Source organism: Saccharopolyspora ipomoeae (assembly GCF_029952525.1).
Lineage (GTDB): Bacteria > Actinomycetota > Actinomycetes > Mycobacteriales > Pseudonocardiaceae > Saccharopolyspora > Saccharopolyspora ipomoeae.
Genome location: NZ_JASAOF010000014.1, coordinates 141,162 through 161,642, shown reverse-complemented (window position 1 = coordinate 161,642; position 20,481 = coordinate 141,162). Strand labels below are relative to the sequence as shown.

The window sequence follows — 20,481 nt, the reverse complement described above, 5'->3', positions numbered from 1 at the left end:
CCCTGGTCACCTGGTGGACCGACCACCCCACCCCAACCCCCCCCCCCCCCCCCCTTCTCTTCTGTCAGCGGTTCAGCAGTGCGCTGGCTTCTTGGGCTGCTGTGCCTGCTTCTGCGAGGTGGGCCATGTTGTCCGGGAGGGGCATGCCCCGGTGGACCGTGGCCTTGGCGAACAGGCGGCCCGCCCGGTAGCTGGAGCGGACCAGGGGACCGGCCATGACGCCCGGGAAGCCGATCTCCTCGGCCGCCTTCGTGTGCTCCACGAACTCCTCGGGCTTGACCCAGCGGTCCACGGGGTGGTGCCTCGGGCTGGGGCGCAGGTACTGGGTGATCGTGATGATGTCGCAGCCCGCGTCGCGCAGGTCCTGCAGCGCGGGCCGGACCTCGTCGGCGGTCTCGCCCATGCCCAGGATCAGGTTCGACTTGGTGACCAGGCCGGCGTCGCGGGCCTGCGTGATCACGTCGAGCGACCGCTCGTAGCGGAAGCCCGGGCGGATCCGGCGGAACACGCTGGGCACGGTCTCCAGGTTGTGCGCCAGCACCTCCGGCCGGGAGCCGAAGACCTCGGCGAGCTGGTCGGGCTCGGCGTTGAAGTCCGGGATCAGCAGCTCCACGCCGGTGCCCGGGTTGAGCTCGTGGATCTGGCGGACCGTCTCGGCGTACAGCCAGGCGCCGCCGTCCTCCAGGTCATCGCGGGCGACGCCGGTGACCGTGGAGTAGCGGAGGCCCATGGCCTGCACGGACTCGGCGACCTTGCGCGGTTCGGAGGTGTCCAGCGCGGCAGGCTTGCCGGTGTCGATCTGGCAGAAGTCGCAGCGCCGGGTGCACTGGTCACCACCGATGAGGAAGGTGGCTTCGCGGTCTTCCCAGCACTCGAAGATGTTCGGGCAGCCCGCCTCCTCGCAGACGGTGTGCAGCCCCTCGCGCTTGACGAGGCCCTTGAGCTCCTTGTACTCGGGACCCATCCGCGCGCGGGTCTTGATCCACGACGGCTTCTTCTCGATCGGAGTCTGGCTGTTGCGGGCCTCCAACCGCAGCAGCTTGCGACCCTCAGGCGCCACAGTCACGCGCCCAGGCTACGCCCTCCACCCCCGGTGTTGGTCAAGGGTGCGCGGCTGAGCAGCGGATATCGTCGCAGGTCGTGACGGCTGTCACCCCGCGCTCGGAAGCTGTGCGGAATGCTGCTCGCGGCGCTCCGGGAGCGGGCAGAGTGCACAGTCGCGCCGAGATGCGGACCCGAGCAGGTCCCCGGCGGTGGCCGCGGTTGAGCGGAGGCCTGCTCTCGACCGGGCTGTGGCCGACGGTGATCGCGAGGTGCTCGGAAGCGCCCCGCGATCAGGTCAGAAGCTCGGGATGAGCCTGCGGAGCCGGCCCGGCCGGGCGTGTCGGTCCGAGTCCGGAGCGGCGCGGAGCAGCTGGACGAAGGCGCGGCCGACGCGTGCCGCGTCCTGCGGCGGCTCGTGCTCCTCGGCCAGTCCGGCGGCGATCGCGAGCATCCGGTGCTCGCGGGCCGTGACGTCCTGCAGCGCCGGGCTGCCCGCGTGGACGTCGAGCGCGGCGCGCAGGCCCGGGTTGTCCTGAGCGGTCCGGCGCCACGCCGCGGTGACGGCCTCGACGCGGTCGCCGTGCGGGGCGGCGTCGGTGTCGGTCAGCGCGACCTCGACGCGGCCGGTCAGCTGCAGCATCCACTTGCGGTGCAGCGCGGCGAGCAGCTCGTCGATGTCGCGGAAGGGGCCTGGAACGGTTTCGAAGGCTGCCGAGAGGTCCCGACGAGCGCTGTCGAGGACCTCGGCCAACGCCTGTTGCCGCTGGTAGAAGTCATTCCAACTCATGGCGTTCTCCAGGGATCGGGGATACCCGAGGTTCAGCGACATACTGTCGGTATGTCACTGAACCCACGGTAGCACGGCGTCGTACCGTCGGTATGTCATAGGGTTGTGAGCATGGCTACAGCTCGTCCCCGGCGCATCGAGTACTCCGAATCGACCAGGCAGGCACTGGTGGATTCGGCGGTGGAGCTGTTCACCGAGCACGGGTACTCGCAGACCTCGCTGGACGAGATCGCCAAGCGCGCCCGCGTCACCAAAGGCGCCCTGTACCACCACTTCGGCGGCAAGCAGGCGCTGTTCGAGGCGGCCTTCAGCGCCGTGGAGACCGGGGTCGTGGCCAGGCTGTCGGAGGTCGTCTCGGACTCCGGTGACCCGTGGGAGGCCACCCGCTCCGGCCTGCGGGCGTTCCTGGAGGTCTGCCTGGAGCCCTCCTACCAGCGCATCGTCGTGCAGGACGGTCCCGCGGTGATGGGGTGGGACCGCTGGCGCGAAGCCGAGGAGGCCTACACCTTCGGCGTGCTGCGGGCCGTCGTGGCCAACCTCCTCGCCTCCGGTGAGATCGGCGACGACCTGCCGATCGACGCCCTGGCCCGGATCATGTTCGGCGCCCTGTCAGCGGGCGCGACCGCCATCGCCGGGTCGGCCTCGCCGATCCAGGAGCGCGCCGACATCGCGGTGTGCGTGGAACGCGTCCTCAACGGACTCCGCGTGGGCTGACCGCTACGGCGGGTCCAGGTCCGGACCACTAGCCTCGGTGGCCGTGACACAGAACTTCACCTTGCGGATCTTCACCGAGCCCCAGCAGGGCGCGAGCTACGACGACCTGCTGCGCGTCGCCAAGCACGCCGAGGACACCGGCTACGACGCGTTCTTCCGCTCCGACCACTACCTGAAGATGGGGTCGGTCGCCGGTGACCCGGGCCCGACCGACGCCTGGGTGACCCTCGGTGGCCTCGCCCGCGAGACCAGCCGCCTGCGGCTGGGCACCTTGATGACCGCCGGGACGTTCCGGCTTCCCGGACCGTTGGCGATCTCCGTCGCGCAGGTCGACCAGATGTCCGGCGGGCGCGTCGAGTTCGGCCTCGGCAGCGGGTGGTACGAGGAGGAGCACACCGCCTACGGCATCCCGTTCCCGTCGCTGAAGGAGCGGTTCGACCGCTACGCCGAGCAGCTGGAGATCATCACCGGCCTGTGGGAGACGCCCGAGGGCGAGACGTTCTCCTTCGACGGGCAGCACTACCAGCTCACCGACTCGCCCGCGCTGCCCAAGCCCGCCCAGCGGCCGCGCCCGCCGGTGCTCATCGGCGGTGCGGGCAAGAAGCGCACCCCGGCGCTGGCCGCCCGCTTCGCCGACGAGTTCAACCTGCCCTTCGTCGACGTGGACACCGCAGCAGCGCAGTTCGAGCGCGTCGACGCCGCCTGCCAGGCGATCGGCCGGGACAGCGGGGAGATCGTCCGGTCCGCGGCGATGGTGCTGTGCGTCGGCAAGGACGAGGCCGAGCTCGCCCGCCGCGCCCAGGCCATCGGCCGCGAGGTCGACGAGCTGCGCGCCAACGGCCTGGCGGGAACCCCGGCGGAGGTCGTCGACAAGATCGGTTCCTGGCGGGAGCGCACCGGCATCAGCCGCCTGTACCTGCAGGTCCTCGACCTGACCGACCTCGGCCACCTGGACGTCGTCGCCTCCGAGGTCGCCCCGCAGCTCTGACCGCCTGTGTCAGGGGTGGGGAAGTTTTCATGAAAACTTCCCCACCCCACGAACACCGACCCCCGCACTCCGGCCGCCACGAACCCGGGTGGACGTCGGTGGCCGTAGCGTCGAAACCCCGGTTCTCATCGCGACGAGAACCGGGGTTTTCGACGGGACGAATGCAGGGGTTTTCGACGGCCGGGATGGGTGCGTTCGGTGGGAGGTTGTGCTGGTGCAGGTGGAGACGGGTGCGGTGCTGGGGGAGCTCGAACGTGCGGTGCCCGGGAAGGTTCGGACGGACCTGACCTCGTTGGCGGCGTACGGGTCTGATGCGTCGATCTACCGGCGGATTCCGGTGGCGGTGGTGGAACCGGAGTCCGAAGAGGACGTCGCGCGAGTGGTGCGGGTCGCGGCCGCGCGCGGAGCGGCCGTGACCGCTCGGGGTGGTGGGACGTCGGTGGCGGGCAACGCGATCGGGTCCGGTGTGGTGCTGGACTTCTCGCGGCGGATGGACCGGATCCTGGAGATCGACCCCGACGCGCGGACGGCGCGGGTGCAGCCGGGCGTCGTGCTCGACGACCTGCGGGCCGCAGCTGCCGAGCACGGGCTGACCTTCGCGCCCGATCCCTCGACCCACTCGCGCTGCACGATCGGCGGGATGATCGGCAACAACGCCTGCGGTGCGCACTCGGTCGTGTGGGGCACGACCGCCGAGAACGTGGTGTCGCTGCGGATGATCCGGGCCGACGGCTCGCCGCTCACCGCCACCGCGAGCGGCAGCGACGACCCCGAGCTGGACGATCGGCTGCGCGAGCTGGTGGCCGGCAACCTCGCGGTGCTGCGCACCGAGCTCGGCCGGTTCCGCCGCCAGGTCTCCGGGTACGGGCTCCAGCACGTGCTGCCCGAGCGGGGGTTCGACCTGGCCAAGGCCCTGGTCGGCAGCGAGAGCACCTGCGGGATCGTCACCGAGGCCACGGTCCGGCTCGTCCCGGTACCCGCCGCCCGCGCGCTCGCGGTGATCGGCTTCCCGGACGTCTACCGCGCCGCCGAGGTCGCGCCCGAGCTGGCCGCGGCCGGGGCTATGACCGTCGAGGGCATGGGCGCCGACCTGCTCGCCGCGCTGCGGTCCCGGCCCGGCAAGCAGGACGCCGGGCAGGAGCTCCCGGGCGGGCGGGCCTGGTTGTACTGCGAAGCCGGGGGAGAGGTGCAGGCCGAGGCCGAGCAGCGGGCCGCCGAGCTCGCGCGACTGGCCACCGAGCGGATCGACGGGGCGGAATCGCTGGTGGTCACCGACCCGGTGCGCACCCGGGAGCTGTGGCGGATCCGGGAAGGCGGCGCGGGCATCGTCACGCGTCTCGCCGACGGCGGCGAGGCGTGGCCCGGCTGGGAGGACTCCGCCGTCCCGCCCGAGAACCTGGCCGCCTACCTGCGCGATCTCTACGCGCTGCTGGACTCCCACGGGCTGCGCGGGGTGCCGTTCGGGCACTTCGGCGAGGGCTGCCTGCACCTGCGCGTCGACTTCCGGCTGGGCACCGAGGAGGGGGTGGCCGCTTACCGGTCGTTCATCACCGAGGCCGCGCGGCTGGTCGCCGCCCACGGCGGCTCGGTCTCCGGCGAGCACGGAGACGGCCGGGCGCGCTCGGAACTGCTGCGGCACATGTACTCCCGGCAGGCGCGGGACTGCTTCGCGGAGTTCAAGCGGATCTTCGACCCGCACGGCCTGCTCAACCCCGAAGTGCTGGTCGACCCGGCGCCGATCGACGCCGGCGTGCGGCCCGGGCCGGGTCACCGCGCGCTGGAGGTCACCCCGGTGCACGCGCTGAGCCGCGACGGGGGATCGTTCGCCGCCGCGGTCAACCGCTGCGTCGGTGTCGGGTCCTGCCGCAACCTCGACACCGGCAGCATGTGCCCCTCGTTCAAGGTGACCCGCGACGAGGTGCACTCCACCCGAGGCCGGGCGCGGGTGCTGGCCGAGATGTTGCGCGGCGAGTCCGTCGTCGACGGATGGAGTTCGGGTGAGGCGCTGGAGGCGCTCGACCTGTGCCTGTCCTGCAAGGCCTGCGCGAGCGACTGCCCGGTCAACGTCGACATGGCCACCTACAAGGCCGAGTTCCTGCACCACCACTACCGAGGCCGGGGCCGGCCTCGGGCGCACTACTCGATGGGTCGGCTGCCGGTGTGGCTCAGGCTGATCTCGGCGGTGCCGGGCCTGGCGGCGGTGAGCAACGCGCTGCTCGCGCTCCCTCCGGTGTCCGCGCTGGTCAAGCGGGCGGGCGGGATCGAGCCGCGTCGGGAGATGATCCGCTTCGCGCCCCGGTCGCTGACCCGGCGGCTGCGGCGACGGGCGGAGTGCGGGGGTGCGACGGTCGTGCTGTGGCCGGACACCTTCACCAACCACCTCAGCCCCGAGGTCGGTGAAGCCGCGGTGGAGGTCATGGAGGCGCTGGGCTATCGGGTGGTGCTGCCGGAGGGCTTCGTGTGCTGCGGCCTGACCTGGCACTCCACCGGTCAGCTCGACGGCGCGCGGAAGGTGTTGGAGCGCTCGCTGGCCGCTCTCGCGCCGCACCTGGCCGCCGGGCGCGCGGTGATCGGGCTGGAGCCGTCCTGCACGGTGATGCTGCGCGACGAGGCGACCGAGCTGCTGCCCGGTGACGGGCGGGCCCGGCGGCTCGCGGCGCAGACGAGGACGTTCGCGGAGTTCGTCGCCGAGCACGACGGTCCGCTGCCGTTCGGGCGACTCGACGTCGAGGCGATCGCGCAGGTCCACTGCCACCAGGAGGCCAAGGGGAGCTGGGGTCCCGACCGGCGGCTGCTGGAACGTCTCGGCGTCGACCTCGACGTCATCTCCGCGGGGTGCTGCGGGTTGGCGGGCAACTTCGGCTTCGAACCGGGCCACTGGGACGTCTCGCAGGCCTGCGCCGAGCGCGAGCTCTACCCGAAGGTCCGCGAAGCGGCGGAGGACACCCTCGTCCTCGCCGACGGCTTCTCCTGCCGCACCCAGATCGCCCAGGGCACCGAGCGCCGCGCCACCCACCTCGCCGAGCTCCTCCGCGATGCCCTACCTCGGGAGTCCGGTTCCCCCCAGTCCGGTTCGCTGCGGTCGCGATAACTCGGCAGGGGGCAGTTTTTCCTCGAATCACCCATGATCAATGTCCGTTTTGCCCGGACAGTTCTCACTAGAACTGTCACCTGGTGAGGAGCGGTGCGGACGGGACGTCGGGCTCAGCGGAGTTGGTCGGCGATGTCGGAGGCGGCGGTGAGGAGGACGAGGGCGGGGATGGTGGCCTTCGGGCGGAGGCGGTAGGTGCCGCGCTTGTCCTGCTCGACGAGGTTCGCCGCGGTCAGGGACTTGAGGTGGTGGTAGAGGCGGCCGGGGGAGCCGAGGTCGGCCGCCTCCTGGAGGGTCGCGGCGGGTTGGGGCCCCTGGGCGGCGAGGAGCCGGACGATGGCGGCGCGCGCCGGGTGGCCGAGGGCGGCCAGGACGTCCGTGCGCGGGCCGTCGGGCAGTTCGAGCACGCGGGCCGGGTCGACGGTGATCACCCAGTCCAGCTCGGCGGGCTCGGCCAGGTGCCCTTCGTAGCGCACGTGGCCGCCGCTGGGTTCCGGGGCCGGTTCCGCCGCGGCGGAGCGGCCGGACTCCAGGGCGGCCACGCGGGCTTCGAGTGCTTCGACGCGCTGTTGCAGGTCCACGCGACGAGCTTGCCTCAGCCGCCCAGCGCCGTCGCCAGCCGGTCCCGCCAACCCGGGTCCTCGATGGCCAGCAGCAGCGGCAGTCCCGGATCGCCGGTGCTCAGCTGCTCGGCGCTGATGTCGCCGTGCGCCAGCAGCGCGCCCCAGCCGAGCGTGCCGTCCGCCCGGCGCACCGAGATCCCGCTGGTCAGCACGCCGGGAAGGCTGCCTCCCTTGATCCCGATGCCGCTCACGCCCGGTGGCAGCGATCCCGCGAGCGGCCGTTCCAGGTGGGTGCGCGCGATCCCGCCTTCGGCGCTGAGCGCGCGGTGCGCGGCCGCCAGCCGGTCCGCCGATCCAGCGGCGGTCGTCGACGCCCACGCGAGCTGCGCCGGGTAGCCGGGGACACCGGCCTGCAGCCGTCGCAGGACCTCCTGGCGCAGCGCGGGCTCGTCGCGGTGCCTGCGTTCGAGGGCGAACCCCCACTCGCGCCGCGCCGGCACCGGGAGTCCTGCGGGCGGCGCGGTCTCGGGCAGCACGACGAACAGGTACTCCGCGCACAGCGACCGCACGTCGGCCTCCGGCCAGCCGCGGGCGGCCCCGGCCGCGATCACCGCCTCGGCGCCCAGCCGGTCGCGCAGCAGGTCGGGCGCGGCGCTGTCGCTGAACAGGATCATCACCGCGACCACGTCGTCCAGCGCCACCCGCTGCTCGGGATCGGCCGCGTGGAGCCCGGCTTCGGCGAGCGGAACGCCGAGGTGGCGCAGCGCGGCCGGGTGCGCGCCGCCGTCGGTGGGCACGTAGTAGCGCTCCCAGTCACCGACCCTGACCTGCTCGCGCGGATCGAGCCGGCCGGCCGCGACGGCGTCCGCGTAGGCCGCCAGGTGCAGCACCTTGACCGCCGAGGCCAGCGGCCGGGCGATGTCGGCGCGGTGGCTCAACCGTCCGCCGCGCCCGTCGTCGAGCCGCAGGCTCAGCCCGGCGCGGTGAGCGGAGATCCAGCTCAGCCAGCCCTCGGGCGTGCTCAGGTCCGGTGGTGCGGCCAGGGCGGGGCGGGCGAGCAGCAGGGGAGCCGCGGCTCCGGCCGCGACGAGAAGGCTTCGACGGGACAGCGACATGGCCACTCCTCCAGTAGTCCGTATTTCCGGAATACTAGAGGAGTGGAGTCGTGTCTGTCAGCGCAAGCTCGGATCCAGCGCCAGCGTGACGCCCGCCGCCGCGGGCTGGTGACGCGGGATGTTGCGCTCGGTGATCTCCAGGCGACCGTCCAGCGCGTCCTGCACGGCCTGCTCCACCAGCGGATACGCCTCGTCGACCGGGACGTCGCGGCCCAGCTCCGCCGACAGCGACGTGGTCCCGGCATCGGCGATGCCGCACGGGATGATCCGGTCGAACTCGCTCAGGTCGGCGTTGCAGTTGAGCTCCAGGCCGTGCATCGTCACGCCGCGCTGCACGCGGATGCCGATCGCGGCGATCTTGCGCTCCGGGCGGCCGTCGACGGCGGGCAGCCACACGCCGCTGCGGCCCTCGACCCGGCCCGCCTCCAGGCCGAACCGGTCGCACACGTGGATCAGCGCCTGCTCCAGGCGGCGCACGTAGTCCACGACGTCGATCGGGTCCGTCAGCTGCACGAGCGGGTAGCCGACGATCTGCCCCGGGCCGTGCCAGGTGATCTTGCCGCCGCGGTCGACGTCGATGACCGGCGTGCCGTCGGTCGGGCGGTCCTCCGGCTGGGTCCGCTTGCCCGCGGTGTAGACCGACGGGTGCTCCAGCAGCAGGAGGGTGTCCGGGTTGAGGCCCTCCGCGCGGCCGGTGGCCAGCTCGCGCTGCAAGTCCCACGCGTCCAGGTAATCGATGGTTCCCAGGTGCCGCACGGCCATCGGTTCGGACGATGCGCGGCACGAAGAATTGGCACGACTCACGGCGCCAGGCTACGCCTCGGACACCTCCCGGCGGCCGAAGGTCGGCTACTTCCCGGTAGCCGCGGCCAGCGCCGCACCCAGCGTCGGGTGCTGGAACCCGAAGCCGTTGGCCTCCAGCACCGTCGGCATCGCCCGCTGGCCGGTCAGGGCGGTGTTGGCGAACTCGCCGAGAACGATCCGCAGCGCGAAACCCGGCACGATCCACGGCGCCGGGCGGCCCAAGGCCTCGCCCAGCGCACGGGTGAACTCGGTGTTGGTCACCGGCGCCGGGCCGGTCAGGTTCACCGGCCCCGACACCTCCGGGTTCTCCAGCGCGAAGCGGATCGCGGCGACCTCGTCGTCCAGCGAGATCCACGGCATGTACTGGCTCCCCGAGCCGAGCCGGCCGCCGAGCATCAGCGAGAACAGCGGCCTGAGCTGGCCGAGCAGCCCGCCGGACGGCGAGATCACCAGGCCGGTGCGCAGCAGCACCACCCGGGCCCCGGCGTCGGCGGCCGGGGCTGTCGCGGCCTCCCAGCGGCGGCACAGCATCGCCAGGAAGTCCGTGCCCGGCGGGGACGCCTCGGTGACCGGGTGCGATCCGGTGTCGCCGTAGAACCCGACCGCCGAGGCGTTGGCCAGCACCGGGACACCGGCCTCGGCGACGGCGTTCGCGAGGACCTCGGTGGCCCGCACCCGGGCGCGCAGCAGGTGGCGCTTGCGCTCCGGGCTCCAGCGCTTGTCGCCGATGCCCGGGCCGCTGAGGTTGACCACCGCGTCGGCGCCCTCCAGGGCATCGGCGTCGAGCCTGCCGGTGCCGGGGTCCCAGCCGCGCTCGTCCGGGGCGGCGGGCAGGCGGCGGACCAGGCGCACCACCTCGTGCTCGGCCTGGCGGAGCCCGGCCACCAGCGACGTACCGATCAATCCCGACGAACCGGCGACAACGACGCGCATGCCCGGCATCGTGCCGCACCGGGCGCGCGCGTGCGAACCGTTCGGACGCGAAAAGAGCGACCGCCCACCGGAACCGGTGAGCGGCCGCTTCAACTCGTTTCAGGTGCGGGACTCAGCCCGCACCGCCGCGGGTTCTCAGCGGTTCGCTGGTGAGGACGCCGCGACGCCGTGTATTGGCATACATCAGGAGTGGCGCCCGGAGCCGGCGAGCCGCTGAGGTTCCGCTACCCGCACCGCCAAGCAAGGCGAGTGCGAACCCTCCTTCAGAGGCCCAGGTCGGCCTCGAAGGCTCCCTCTTCCAGGCGCTGCTTGAGCGTGGTCAGGAAGCGGGCGGCGTCGGCGCCGTCGACCAGGCGGTGGTCGTAGGACAGCGCCAGGTACACCATCGAGCGGATCGCGATCGTGTCGCCGCCGTTCTCGTCGGCGACGACGACCGGGCGCTTCACGACGGTGCCGGTGCCCAGCATGCCCACCTGCGGCGGGTTCAGGATCGGCGTGTCGAACAGCGCCCCGCGGCTACCGGTGTTGGTGATGGTGAAGGTGCCACCGGAGAGCTCGTCGGGCTTGATCTTGTTGTTGCGGGTCCGCGCCGCCAGGTCCGCGATCTTGCGGGCCAGGCCACCGAGGTTGAGGTCGCCCGCGTCGTGGATCACCGGCGAGACCAGACCGCGCTCGGTGTCCACCGCGACCGAGAGGTGCTCGGCGCCGTGGTAGGTGACCGAGCTGCTCTCCTCGTCGATCGAGGCGTTCAGCTTCGGGTGCAGCTTCAGCGCCTCGGCCGCGGCCTTGGCGAAGAACGGCAGGAACGAGAGCTTGACGCCCTCGGCCGCTTCGAAGCTGCCCTTCGCGCGCTCGCGCAGCCGCGCGATGCGGGTGACGTCGACCTCGATCACCGTGGTCAGCTGCGCCGCGGTCTGCAGCGACTCGACCATGCGGCGGGCCAGCAGCTGCCGCAGGCGCGACATCTTCTGCGTGGTGCCGCGCAGCGCCTTGGCCTCCTCCGACGGCTCGACCGCGGTGGCCGGGGCGGCGGTGGTCGTGGCAGCGGCCGGGGCGGCCGGAGCCGTCGGGGCCGGGGCCTGGTTGGCGTCGATCGCGGCCTGGACGTCCTGCTTGCGGATCCGGCCGCCGACACCGCTGCCCTTGATCGAGGTCAGGTCGATGCCGTGCTCGTTGGCCAGCTTGCGCACCAGCGGCGTCACGTACGGGGCGCCACCGTTGTTCGCCGGAGCCTCCTCCTCGGCCGGAGCAGCCGGAGCAGCCGGAGCGGCGGGGGCAGCGGGAGCAGCGGGAGCAGCCGGGGCGGCCGGAGCCGGAGCGGCGGCGGCCGGAGCCGGGGTGGGCTCCGGGGCCGGGGTCGGCTCGGGAGCCGGGGCGGCCGGAGCGGCGGCGGCACCGGCGGCGCCGATCACCGCGAGCTTCGCGCCGACCTCGACGGTGTCGTCCTCACCGGCGGTGATCTCCAGCAGCGTGCCGGCCACCGGGGACGGGATCTCGGTGTCGACCTTGTCGGTGGAGACCTCCAGCAGCGGCTCGTCGACCTCGACCGAGTCGCCGATCTGCTTGAGCCACCGGGTGATCGTGCCCTCGGCGACGCTCTCGCCCAGCGCGGGCATGGCGACGTCGGTGCCCTGCGCGCCACCGGCCGGGGCGGCGGGGGCCGCCGGAGCGGCGGGCGCCTCGGCAGCGGGAGCGGGCTCGGGCTCGGCGGCCGGGGCCGGGGCGGCGGCCGGAGTCTCAGAGGCGGCGGGAGCGGCGGGCGCCTCACCGGCGTCGCCGATGACCGCGAGCTCACCACCGATCTCGACGGTGTCGTCCTCCTGGGCGACGATGCGCTGCAGCACACCGGCGGCCGGGGACGGGATCTCGGTGTCGACCTTGTCGGTGGAGACCTCCAGCAGGGGTTCGTCGACCTCGACGGTCTCGCCCTCCTGCTTGAGCCACCGGGTGATCGTGCCTTCGGCGACGCTCTCGCCGAGCGCCGGCATCTGAACGGAGAAGGCCATCTGTTGCTGACTCCTCGTGGGTGTGGCGGGGTGCGGCTGTCCTGTAGCTGCTGACGGTGCGGCTGCGCTCAGCCGTGGACGTGCAGCGGCTTGCCGGCCAGGGCGAGGTGGGCCTCGCCCAGGGCTTCGGTCTGGGTCGGGTGGGCGTGGACCAGGGGAGCGACGTCCTCCGGCAGCGCCTCCCAGTTGTAGATCAGCTGCGCCTCGCCGATGAGCTCACCGACGCGGTCGCCGACCATGTGCAGGCCGACGACGGGACCGTCGGTCGCGCGGACCAGCTTGACCGCGCCCTGCGTCTTGAGGATCTGGCTCTTGCCGTTGCCGGCCAGGTCGTAGGTGAAGGTCTCCACCGAGCCGTACTGCTCCTTGGCGGCGGCCTCGGTCAGGCCCACCGAGGCGACCTCCGGGTGGCAGTAGGTCACGCGCGGGATGCCGGCCTCGTCGATCGGCTGCGGGTTCAGGCCCGCGATCTCCTCGGCGATGAAGATGCCCTGCTGGAAGCCGCGGTGCGCCAGCTGCAGGCCCGGCACGATGTCGCCGACGGCGAACACGCCCGGGACGTTGGTGCGCAGGCGCTCGTCGGTGCGGACGAAACCGCGCTCCATGTTCACGCCGACCTGCTCGAAGCCGTGACCGGCGGTGTTCGGGCCGCGGCCGACGGCGACCAGCAGCAGGTCCGCGTCGTAGGTCTCGCCGTTCTCCAGGCTGACCGACACGCCGTCGTCGTTCTGGGTGGCGCCGGTGAACTTCACGCCGGTCTTGAACTTGATGCCGCGCTTGCGGAAGGCGCGCTCCAGGCGCTTCGAGGCGAACTCGTCCTCGTTGGGCACCAGGTGCGGCAGCGCTTCCACGACGGTGACCTCGGCGCCGAAGGAGGCCCAGACGCTCGCGAACTCGACACCGATCACACCGCCGCCGAGCACGACGACCTTGTTCGGGATGAAGTCCAGGTTCAGCGCCTGCTCGCTGGCGATGATCCGCCCGCCGAGCTCCAGGCCCGGCAGCGACTTGGAGTAGGAGCCGGTGGCCAGCACCACGTTCTTGCCGGTGTAGCGGGTGCCGTTGACCTCGACGGTGTTGGCGTCGACGAGCGTGCCCGCGCCTTCGACCATCGTCACCTTGTGGGCCTTGGCCAGGCCCTGCAGGCCCTTGTACAGGCCCGAGATGATGTTGTCCTTGTACTTGTTGACACCGTCGATGTCGATGCCTTCGAGGGCTGCGCGCACCCCGAACTGGTCGGCGTCTCGGGTGGAATCGGCGACCTCGGCCGCGTGCAGCAGGGCCTTGGTCGGGATGCAACCTCGGTGCAGGCAGGTCCCACCGAGCTTGTCCTTTTCAATGAGGACGACGGACAGGCCGAGCTCGGCCGCGCGGAAAGCGCAGGCGTAGCCGCCCGAACCGCCGCCGAGAATGACCAGATCGGCGGACGTGTCGGTCACTTCGCACTCCTCGACAGGGCGTCATTGACTTGCAGTCGGCTGCGTGACCTGGTGGTCATGCACACCACCGGCCATCTTGTCACCACCCGACCGGCCGATGCGCGGTGGGCCGGGTGATCTGTGCTGCATTCGGCGCTCGCGGTCGCGCATTCTCAGCTCGTTTTCACACTCCGCACATGTTCGCGGTGGCAAAATCGAACGAGACCGGCCTGAATTGGCTCGGGGAGGGGAGTGCCGTGGGATTTTTCGACCGGTTCCGCAGCCGCCGTCCCGGCACCGGGCGACGCGCCACTTCCGCGGACACCGATCACCTCCGGGGCTGGGCGGCGCGGCGCCGTGGTGTCGAGGGCTTCCTGGAACCCCGCACGTTCGTGACCGAGACGACGTTGCTGCTCATCGCGCACGACGGGGAATGGACCCGGCGCCGGGTCGCATCGCCGTCGGCGGCGGGGCGATTCACCAAGCAGCTCGGAATTCCGCTCTACGAGGTCGCGAAAGTCGGATATCCGCAGCGGATGCGCGATTACCAGGCCCGGCAGCGCATTCTTCGCCGCCGCGCGCAGCGCGCCGCCGACGAACGGCCGTGAACGCGCGATCGCGCTTTTACCGGATTCGCTGCGTCACGGCCGTCCCGAAGGCTGAATCGATTCTCCCGTGATCGATTCACGGTGTCAGTTCGCGACGCGCGTCGTCGGCGTGCACCGCACCGGGAAGGTCACGGACTTGGCGATGTAGCAGAGCTCGTGGGCGCGTTCGTGCAGCGCTTCGGCGACGTCGACGGCGGCGAGATCGCAGACGGTGACCTCGGGTGCGAGCTCGACGGCCTCGAACTGGCCGGTGCCGTCGGAGTTCTCCGCGAGGATGCCGCGCGCGCGGTCGTGGTAGCCGGTGACCACGATTCCGGAGTCGGCGGCCAGGTGCAGGAACCACAGCATGTGGCACTGCGACAGCGAGGCGACGAGGAGCTCTTCGGGGTTGTAGCGGTCGGCGTCACCGAGGAACACGGGGTCGGCGGAAGCGTCGATGGAGTCCTTGCCGACGGCGCGCACCTCGTGCGTGCGCTCGTAGCTGCGGTAGGTGGCGGTGCCCTGGCCGGTGTTGCCGGTCCACACCACGTCGACCTGATAGCCGTGCCTGGTCGCGGTCAGCGTGGCCGGTTGCGATTCGGTCATCAACCCATCGTGACATCGGTGCACCCCCGGGTGGTGACCTTTTCGTGACCCGAGTCACAAAAGCCGGGATTCCCGGTGGGAATCCCGGCTCCTGCGAACACCCGGGGTCAGCGACCCGGGGATCAGCCGTTCTCGGCGATGTCGGCGAGCACCGCCGCCAGCGTGCGGACCGGGACGCCGGTGCCGCCCTTCGGCGTGTAGCCCCACGGCGAGTTGGTGTTGTAGGCCGGGCCGGCGATGTCGATGTGGGCCCACTGCACGCCCTCGGCCACGAACTCCCGCAGGAAGATGCCCGCGGCGAGCATGCCGCCCCAGCGGTGGTTGGTGACGTTGGCCAGGTCGGCGAGCTTGGAGTCCAGGTCCGCGCGCAGCTCGTCCGGCAGCGGCATCGGCCAACCGCCCTCACCGGCGGCCTGCGACAGCTTCGCGACGCGGTCGCGGAACGCGTCCTCGCCCATCACGCCCGGCGTGCGGTTGCCCAGCGCGACGACCTGCGCACCGGTCAGCGTGGAGGTCTCGATGAGGTAGTCGGGCTCGTCCTCGCAGGCCCGCACCATCGCGTCGACCAGGACCAACCGGCCCTCGGCGTCGGTGTTGAGCACCTCGACGGTCTTGCCGCCGTACATCTTGAGCACGTCGCCGGGCCGGTAGGCCGTGCCGGACGGCATGTTCTCGGCCATCGGGACGGTGGCGGTGATGTCCAGCGGGTAGTTCAGCTTCGCGGCCAGCACCATGGTCGCGATCACCGAGGCGGCGCCGGACATGTCCGAGGTCATGTTCTCCATGCCCCCGCCCGGCTTCAGCGAGATGCCGCCGGTGTCGAAGGTGATGCCCTTGCCGACCAGCGCGACCTTCTTCGCCGCCTTCGGGCCCTTGTGCCGGATCCGCACCAGGCGCGGCGGACGCGAGGAGCCGGCGCCGACGCCGAGGATGCCGCCGAAGCCCTGCTTGCGCAGCGCCGCGTCGTCGAGGACCTCGACCTCCAGGCCCGCGCCCTTGGCGAGCTCGGTGGCGCGCTCGGCGAACGACGCCGGGAACAGGTCGTTCGGCGGGGTGTTGATCAGGTCGCGGGCGATGTTGACCGCCTCGCCGATCGCGCTGCCGCCCTTGAGGGCGTGGGTGGCGGTGTCGGCCTTGGCGTCGGCGACCACGAAGTCCACCGCGGCCACCGGGCCGTCGCCGTTGCTCGACTTGTACTCGGTGAAGCCGTAGGCGCCCATCACCGTGCCCTGCACGGTGGCCGGCAGGTCGGCGGCGGACAGCGTGGTGGCGGCGTGCTCGACGCCGGACAGCGCGCGGGCCGCGGCACCGGACGCGCGGCGCACGGACTCCGCGGTCGGGCCGTCCTCGCCGGCCTTGCCGAGACCGACCGCCAGCAGCACGGTCGCGGCCAGGCCGCTCGCGGGCAGCTTGACGACCTCGTCGGCCTTGCCGCTCGCACCCAGCGACGTCAGCACCTTCACCAGGTCGCCGTCGAAGGCGGTGGCGACCGGCTCGGCCCCGGGCGCGAGCTGCAGGCCGTCGGCGCCGGAGACGGTGCCGATGACGAGCGCGTCCGCGCTCAGCTTGGCCACCGCGGTGTCGGTGAGGGCGAGTTTCGGGGTCGTCACGTGGTCATCCTCCGGATCGGTGCTGTGGTTCTCCCAGAGCCTGCCCGCACTCTAGAACGCCGGGCCGACCGGGGATCGGCGTGTTCGCCCTGGGCGTGGCGAGGTGGCGCGAGCCGAACGGTTCGCGGTCCGTCATACGCTCTGTCACGGACGCTCGCCACGAGTCAGCCGACAGGCGGCTGAAGTCCCCGTACGCGTCTGCAAGGGTGGGCCGGTGACCCGACAGGTTGAATCGGACGGCCGATTGACGACCGGTCGCGACGCGCTCCCGCTCGCGCTCAGCGGCATGATCGGCGTCGGAGTGCTGCTCGGACCGGCGCCCGCTGCCGCCGCGGCGGGCCCGTGGGCGCTGTTGGGGGTGCTGGTCGCGCTGCTGACCGCGGTGTGCGCGGCGTCCGCCACGGCCTACCAGTCCAGCAGGTACCGGGGCCCGGGCGCGGCCTACGCGTGCGTGCGCGAGCGGATGGGCGTGCTGCCCGCCCGCGTCGGCGCCTCGGCCTACCTCGCCGCCCACGTCGCCGCGATGGCCGCGATCGCCCGCGTGATCGGCGAGTTCTTCCTGCCGAGCTCCAGCGCGCTGGTGGCGGGTGCGGTGATCCTGCTGGTGGTGCTCGCCACGACCACCGGGCTGCGGATCCGGGGCGCGGCGGCGTGGCTGTGGGTCGGGCTGAGCGCGGCGGTGGTCCTGCTGGTGGTGGCGATCTGCTTCGCGATCGCCCCGGCGGGCGGTCCCGTCGCGCACGTCGATCCCGGCGCCTCCGACGACAGCGCGGTGGGCATCATCGGCGCCGGTGGAGTGCTGTTCCTGGCCTTCACCGGTTTCGAGCGGCTCGCCGCGCCCGCCGACGACGCCGATCGCGCGCCGTGGACCACGATCCGCAGCGCCACCCGGATCTCGCTGATCGCGGTCGCGGCGCTGCTGGTGCTGATGACCGCGGCCCTGACCTACCAGCTGGGCTGGGAGCGGCTGGCGCTGTCGCCGATGCCGATCCGCGACGTGCTCACCGCCGCCGCGGCCGCCGACCTGGTGCCGCTGGTGTGCGTCGGCGCGGCCGTCGCGCTGCTGCCGGTGCTGCTGGGGGCGCTGGAGTCGGCGCGCTCGACCGGGCTCGCGCTGGTGCGCGACCGGGAGCTGCCGCGCGCCCTCGGGCGCACCGGCCCGTCCGGCACGCCGTACCCGCTGGACCTGATCATCGGGGTCGCTGCGGTGGTCGTCTCGCAGCTGATCGACCCGATCGCGTTGCTGTCGTTCGCGGCCTGCGCGCTGCTGCTGCACTACGCTTTCGCCAACGCAGGCGCCCGTTTGCTGCTCTCCGATGGGCCCACATGGCCCATGCGGGGTGCGTGCCTTGGGATGGGTTTGTCGGTCGTGCTGGCGATGAGCATGCCGATCTCTGCGATGCTGACAACGCTCGGTGTGGTTGTTGTCGGTCCGTTGCTGGCGGGAGTCGTTTCACGCCGGTGGAAATGAGGCGGTCATGCCCAACGCGATGGTGGACGAGAAGACCTGGGGCGCTCCGCGGTACCAGTGGGCCCCGGGCGACGACGTGCTCTACAGCTTCTGGCGCCTGGACGGTTCGCTCGGCACCGTGCACCCGGCCCGCGTCGTCTCCGACGACGGCGCGGAACTGCTCTGCTGGGTGCTGCCCGACACCCCGATCCGGATCACGACCTCCCCGGACGGGAGGAGCCCGCGCGAGATGCCGCTCGCGGAGCGGTTCTCCGGTCCCCGGGTGCCCGCGCGCTCGACGTGGCGCGGGACGCCGACGCTGCGGCTGGTCCACGAGCACCGCTGGTCGTCGGTGTGGTGGTTCTTCGAGCCCTCCGGCGAGTTCCGGAACTGGTACGTGAACCTGGAGATCCCGCGCGGCCGCGACGAGCACGGCGTGCGGCGGGTCGACGGGGTGCTCGACGTCGAGGTGATGCCCGACGGCAGCTGGTCCTGGAAGGACGAGGACGAGCTCGAGGACGCGCTGGCCGCAGGCCGTTTCAGCACGTCCGAGCTGGCGACCCTGCGCGCCGAGGGCGAGGAGATGATCTCCCTGGCCAAGGACGGCGCGTTCCCCTTCGACGGCACCTACTGCGACGCGCGCCCGGACCCGGCCTGGCCCCGCCCCGACCTGCCCGGGTGGCTGCTCAGCTGATCGTGATGAAGAGCAGCAAGGTGATCACCGCGATCAGGACCGTCTGGCCGACGACCGTTCCGGTGGTCACCTGCTGCGGGAACCACTGCTGGTGCTTGCCGCGCCACCAGAAACCCCAGCCCGCGACGCCGACGGCCGCGAGCACCAGCCCGAACCAGCCGATCCACGCGTAGCCGAGGGTCAGCAGCATTCCGGCGCCGAAGGGCATCAGGGCGGCGATCACGGCTGCTCGGACGTCCTGCTGGACCGAGGTGGGCTGCGGCGCGGGGGTGTTGTGGGCCTGCGTCATGACCACATCATATGTCGGATTCGGTGGCGGAATCAGCAGAATCTCCGCGTCCGTTCGGCAACGGCTCGATACTTGGATGACCAACTGAACCCGAGCCGGTTTTCACTGCTCCAGCGCACGCGATACCGTACGCGCATGAGCGGAGAACTGTCTTTCACCCGGAACCCCAACCCGCAACCGGCCTCAGCCGAGCGCCGCGCGGAAGTGCTGGCGAATCCCGGGTTCGGCAAGTTCTTCACCGACCACATGGTGACGATCAAGTGGTCCGAGGACCAGGGCTGGCACGACGCCCGCCTGGAGGCGTACCACGCGCTGGAGTTCGACCCCGCCACGTCGGTCCTGCACTACGCGCAGGCGATCTTCGAGGGCCTCAAGGCCTACCGGCAGCCCGACGGTTCGATCGCGGCGTTCCGCCCGGACGCCAACGCCCGCCGCTTCCGCGACTCCGCCAAGCGGATCGCGATGGCCGAGCTGCCCGAGGAGCTGTTCGTCGAATCGCTGCGAGAGCTGGTCGCGGTCGACCGCGAGTGGGTCCCGAGCACCGGTGAGAGCTCGCTGTACCTGCGTCCCTTCATGGTCTCCACGGAGATCGGGCTGGGTGTGAACCACCCGTCCAACAGCTACCTGTACTCGCTGATCGCCTCACCGGCCGGGTCGTACTTCGCCGGTGGCGTGAAGCCGGTGACGGTGTGGTTGAGCCACGAGTTCGTGCGCGCCGCGCCCGGCGGGACCGGTGCGGCCAAGTTCGCGGGCAACTACGCGGCGTCGTTCCTGGCGCAGGCGCAGGCCGTCGAGCAGGGCTGCGACCAGGTCGTCTGGCTGGACGCCTGCGACCGGCACACGGTCGAGGAGATGGGCGGGATGAACCTGTTCTTCGTGTTCGGCTCGGGTGCCGACGCGAGGCTGGTGACCCCGGCGCTGAGCGGCAGCCTGCTGCCCGGCGTGACCCGGTCCTCGCTGCTGGAGCTGGGCAAGGAGCTCGGCATGCAAGTCGAGGAGCGCAAGATCACCGTCGAGGAGTGGGAGAAGGCGGCCACCACCGGCGAGCTCACCGAGGTCTTCGCCTGCGGCACCGCCGCGGTGATCACCCCGGTCGGCCACGTCAAGCACCGCGACGGCGAGTTCGGCATCGCCGACGGCCGGCCGGGCGAGGTGACCTTGAAGCTCCGCGAGAAGCTGACCGGCATCCAGTACGGCTCGGTCGAGGACACCCACGGCTGGATGACCAAGCTGGGCTGACACCTCTTCCACGGCGCCCCCTGCGATCGATCGCAGGGGGCGCCGTCGTGTCTAGAACTCCAGGCGGGCGATCTTGTCCGGGTGGAGGACGATCCGCAGCCAGGTGCCTGCGCGCAGCCCGGCCAGGTCGTCCTGCCGGGCCGGGTCGGTCAGGTCCCAGTAGCGCGCGGCGAGGCGTTCGACCAGCTCAGCGGTGCCGTCGGAGGCGATGGTGGTGCGGCCGGTGATCGACACCCACCGCTCGCGCTCGGTGGCCGGGGCGGCGACGATCAGCGAGGCGCGCGGATCGCGGCGCAGGCGCGGCACCTTGGCCGAGTCCGGGTCGGTGAACAGCTCGATCGTGCCCCCGGCGGTCGCCTCGAACCACACCGGGCGCGGCTGCGGCGGGACGGGGCCTGCGGCCACCGTCAGGAAGCCGTGCAGCGGGCGGTGGAGGAAGTCGCGGTCCTGGTCGGTCAGCGTGCTCATGGCGTCGAGTCAACCGCGCCCGCTCGGACGACGACATGGGTGAGAATCCGGATCACCTGCGTCATCGTCTAGCGT

At 72.0% G+C, this 20,481-nt stretch carries 19 protein-coding genes; 7 read left to right on the top strand and 12 right to left on the bottom strand.

Annotated elements, in window-relative coordinates:
• Positions 1-64 precede the first annotated feature (64 nt).
• Together lipA and QFW96_RS20705 are read right to left on the bottom strand one after the other, a co-directional pair.
• Positions 65-1,066: a lipoyl synthase gene (gene lipA / locus QFW96_RS20710; RefSeq protein ID WP_281457343.1), complete on the bottom strand. Its 1,002-nt coding sequence runs from the start codon at positions 1,064-1,066 to the stop codon at positions 65-67.
• A 273-nt stretch (positions 1,067-1,339) separates the two neighbouring features.
• Positions 1,340-1,831, bottom strand: a complete 492-nt coding sequence (locus QFW96_RS20705) for a hypothetical protein (RefSeq protein ID WP_281457342.1) — start codon at positions 1,829-1,831, stop codon at positions 1,340-1,342.
• 111 nt (positions 1,832-1,942) lie between these two features.
• Here QFW96_RS20705 and QFW96_RS20700 point away from each other — a divergent pair, with 111 nt between their 5' ends.
• The 3 genes from QFW96_RS20700 (at position 1,943) to QFW96_RS20690 (ending at position 6,624) form a co-directional block, all read left to right on the top strand.
• Positions 1,943-2,545 (top strand): TetR/AcrR family transcriptional regulator, encoded by a 603-nt coding sequence (locus QFW96_RS20700; RefSeq protein ID WP_281457341.1) that lies wholly within the window; start codon positions 1,943-1,945, stop codon positions 2,543-2,545.
• 43 nt (positions 2,546-2,588) lie between these two features.
• Positions 2,589-3,533 (top strand): LLM class F420-dependent oxidoreductase, encoded by a 945-nt coding sequence (locus QFW96_RS20695; protein WP_281457340.1) that lies wholly within the window; start codon positions 2,589-2,591, stop codon positions 3,531-3,533.
• Between the two features lie 214 nt (positions 3,534-3,747).
• A complete protein-coding gene (locus QFW96_RS20690) occupies positions 3,748-6,624 on the top strand; it encodes an FAD-binding and (Fe-S)-binding domain-containing protein (protein WP_281457339.1) in 2,877 nt (958 codons plus the stop codon).
• A 113-nt stretch (positions 6,625-6,737) separates the two neighbouring features.
• Here QFW96_RS20690 and QFW96_RS20685 read toward each other — a convergent pair whose 3' ends face one another.
• The 6 genes from QFW96_RS20685 to lpdA all read right to left on the bottom strand — a co-directional run bounded on the left by QFW96_RS20685 (position 6,738) and on the right by lpdA (position 13,484).
• Positions 6,738-7,205 carry an ArsR/SmtB family transcription factor gene (locus QFW96_RS20685; protein WP_281457338.1) on the bottom strand — a complete coding sequence of 156 codons (468 nt, stop codon included), beginning with the start codon at positions 7,203-7,205 and terminating at the stop codon, positions 6,738-6,740.
• A gap of 14 nt (positions 7,206-7,219) precedes the next feature.
• Positions 7,220-8,302, bottom strand: coding sequence for a serine hydrolase (locus QFW96_RS20680; RefSeq protein ID WP_281457337.1), 1,083 nt, complete (start codon positions 8,300-8,302; stop codon positions 7,220-7,222).
• A 57-nt stretch (positions 8,303-8,359) separates the two neighbouring features.
• Entirely contained in the window at positions 8,360-9,106 is a 747-nt protein-coding gene (gene lipB / locus QFW96_RS20675; RefSeq protein WP_281457336.1) for a lipoyl(octanoyl) transferase LipB, read from the bottom strand.
• 45 nt (positions 9,107-9,151) lie between these two features.
• The gene (locus QFW96_RS20670; RefSeq protein ID WP_281457335.1) at positions 9,152-10,039 is read right to left on the bottom strand and encodes a TIGR01777 family oxidoreductase; all 888 of its coding nucleotides are present in this window, start codon (positions 10,037-10,039) and stop codon (positions 9,152-9,154) included.
• A 263-nt stretch (positions 10,040-10,302) separates the two neighbouring features.
• Positions 10,303-12,045 carry a 2-oxoglutarate dehydrogenase, E2 component, dihydrolipoamide succinyltransferase gene (sucB, locus tag QFW96_RS20665; protein ID WP_281457334.1) on the bottom strand — a complete coding sequence of 581 codons (1,743 nt, stop codon included), beginning with the start codon at positions 12,043-12,045 and terminating at the stop codon, positions 10,303-10,305.
• Between the two features lie 68 nt (positions 12,046-12,113).
• Positions 12,114-13,484, bottom strand: a complete 1,371-nt coding sequence (lpdA, locus tag QFW96_RS20660) for a dihydrolipoyl dehydrogenase (RefSeq protein ID WP_281457333.1) — start codon at positions 13,482-13,484, stop codon at positions 12,114-12,116.
• Positions 13,485-13,720: 236 nt separating this feature from the next.
• Between lpdA and QFW96_RS20655 the strand changes: the two genes are divergently transcribed.
• Positions 13,721-14,071 (top strand): oxidoreductase, encoded by a 351-nt coding sequence (locus QFW96_RS20655; RefSeq protein WP_425524777.1) that lies wholly within the window; start codon positions 13,721-13,723, stop codon positions 14,069-14,071.
• Positions 14,072-14,155: 84 nt separating this feature from the next.
• On the opposite strand, the gene QFW96_RS20650 is transcribed toward QFW96_RS20655, so the two are convergent.
• A complete protein-coding gene (locus QFW96_RS20650; RefSeq protein WP_281457331.1) occupies positions 14,156-14,656 on the bottom strand; it encodes an OsmC family protein in 501 nt (166 codons plus the stop codon).
• 122 nt (positions 14,657-14,778) lie between these two features.
• The gene (locus QFW96_RS20645; RefSeq protein WP_281457330.1) at positions 14,779-16,266 is read right to left on the bottom strand and encodes a leucyl aminopeptidase; all 1,488 of its coding nucleotides are present in this window, start codon (positions 16,264-16,266) and stop codon (positions 14,779-14,781) included.
• Positions 16,267-16,480: 214 nt separating this feature from the next.
• On the opposite strand from QFW96_RS20645, the gene QFW96_RS20640 reads away from it, so the two are divergent.
• Both QFW96_RS20640 and QFW96_RS20635 read left to right on the top strand, forming a co-directional pair.
• Positions 16,481-17,737, top strand: a complete 1,257-nt coding sequence (locus QFW96_RS20640) for an APC family permease (RefSeq protein ID WP_281457329.1) — start codon at positions 16,481-16,483, stop codon at positions 17,735-17,737.
• A 7-nt stretch (positions 17,738-17,744) separates the two neighbouring features.
• The gene (locus QFW96_RS20635) at positions 17,745-18,410 is read left to right on the top strand and encodes a DUF402 domain-containing protein (RefSeq protein ID WP_281457328.1); all 666 of its coding nucleotides are present in this window, start codon (positions 17,745-17,747) and stop codon (positions 18,408-18,410) included.
• On the opposite strand, the gene QFW96_RS20630 is transcribed toward QFW96_RS20635, so the two are convergent.
• Complete coding sequence (locus tag QFW96_RS20630) at positions 18,403-18,699, bottom strand: hypothetical protein (protein ID WP_281457327.1); 297 nt, start codon at positions 18,697-18,699, stop codon at positions 18,403-18,405. The two genes, QFW96_RS20635 and QFW96_RS20630, sit on opposite strands and share 8 nt — an antisense overlap.
• Positions 18,700-18,834: 135 nt before the next feature.
• On the opposite strand from QFW96_RS20630, the gene QFW96_RS20625 reads away from it, so the two are divergent.
• Positions 18,835-19,938 carry a branched-chain amino acid aminotransferase gene (locus tag QFW96_RS20625; protein ID WP_281457326.1) on the top strand — a complete coding sequence of 368 codons (1,104 nt, stop codon included), beginning with the start codon at positions 18,835-18,837 and terminating at the stop codon, positions 19,936-19,938.
• Between the two features lie 51 nt (positions 19,939-19,989).
• On the opposite strand, the gene QFW96_RS20620 is transcribed toward QFW96_RS20625, so the two are convergent.
• Complete coding sequence (locus QFW96_RS20620) at positions 19,990-20,406, bottom strand: pyridoxamine 5'-phosphate oxidase family protein (protein ID WP_281457325.1); 417 nt, start codon at positions 20,404-20,406, stop codon at positions 19,990-19,992.
• Positions 20,407-20,481 lie beyond the last annotated feature (75 nt).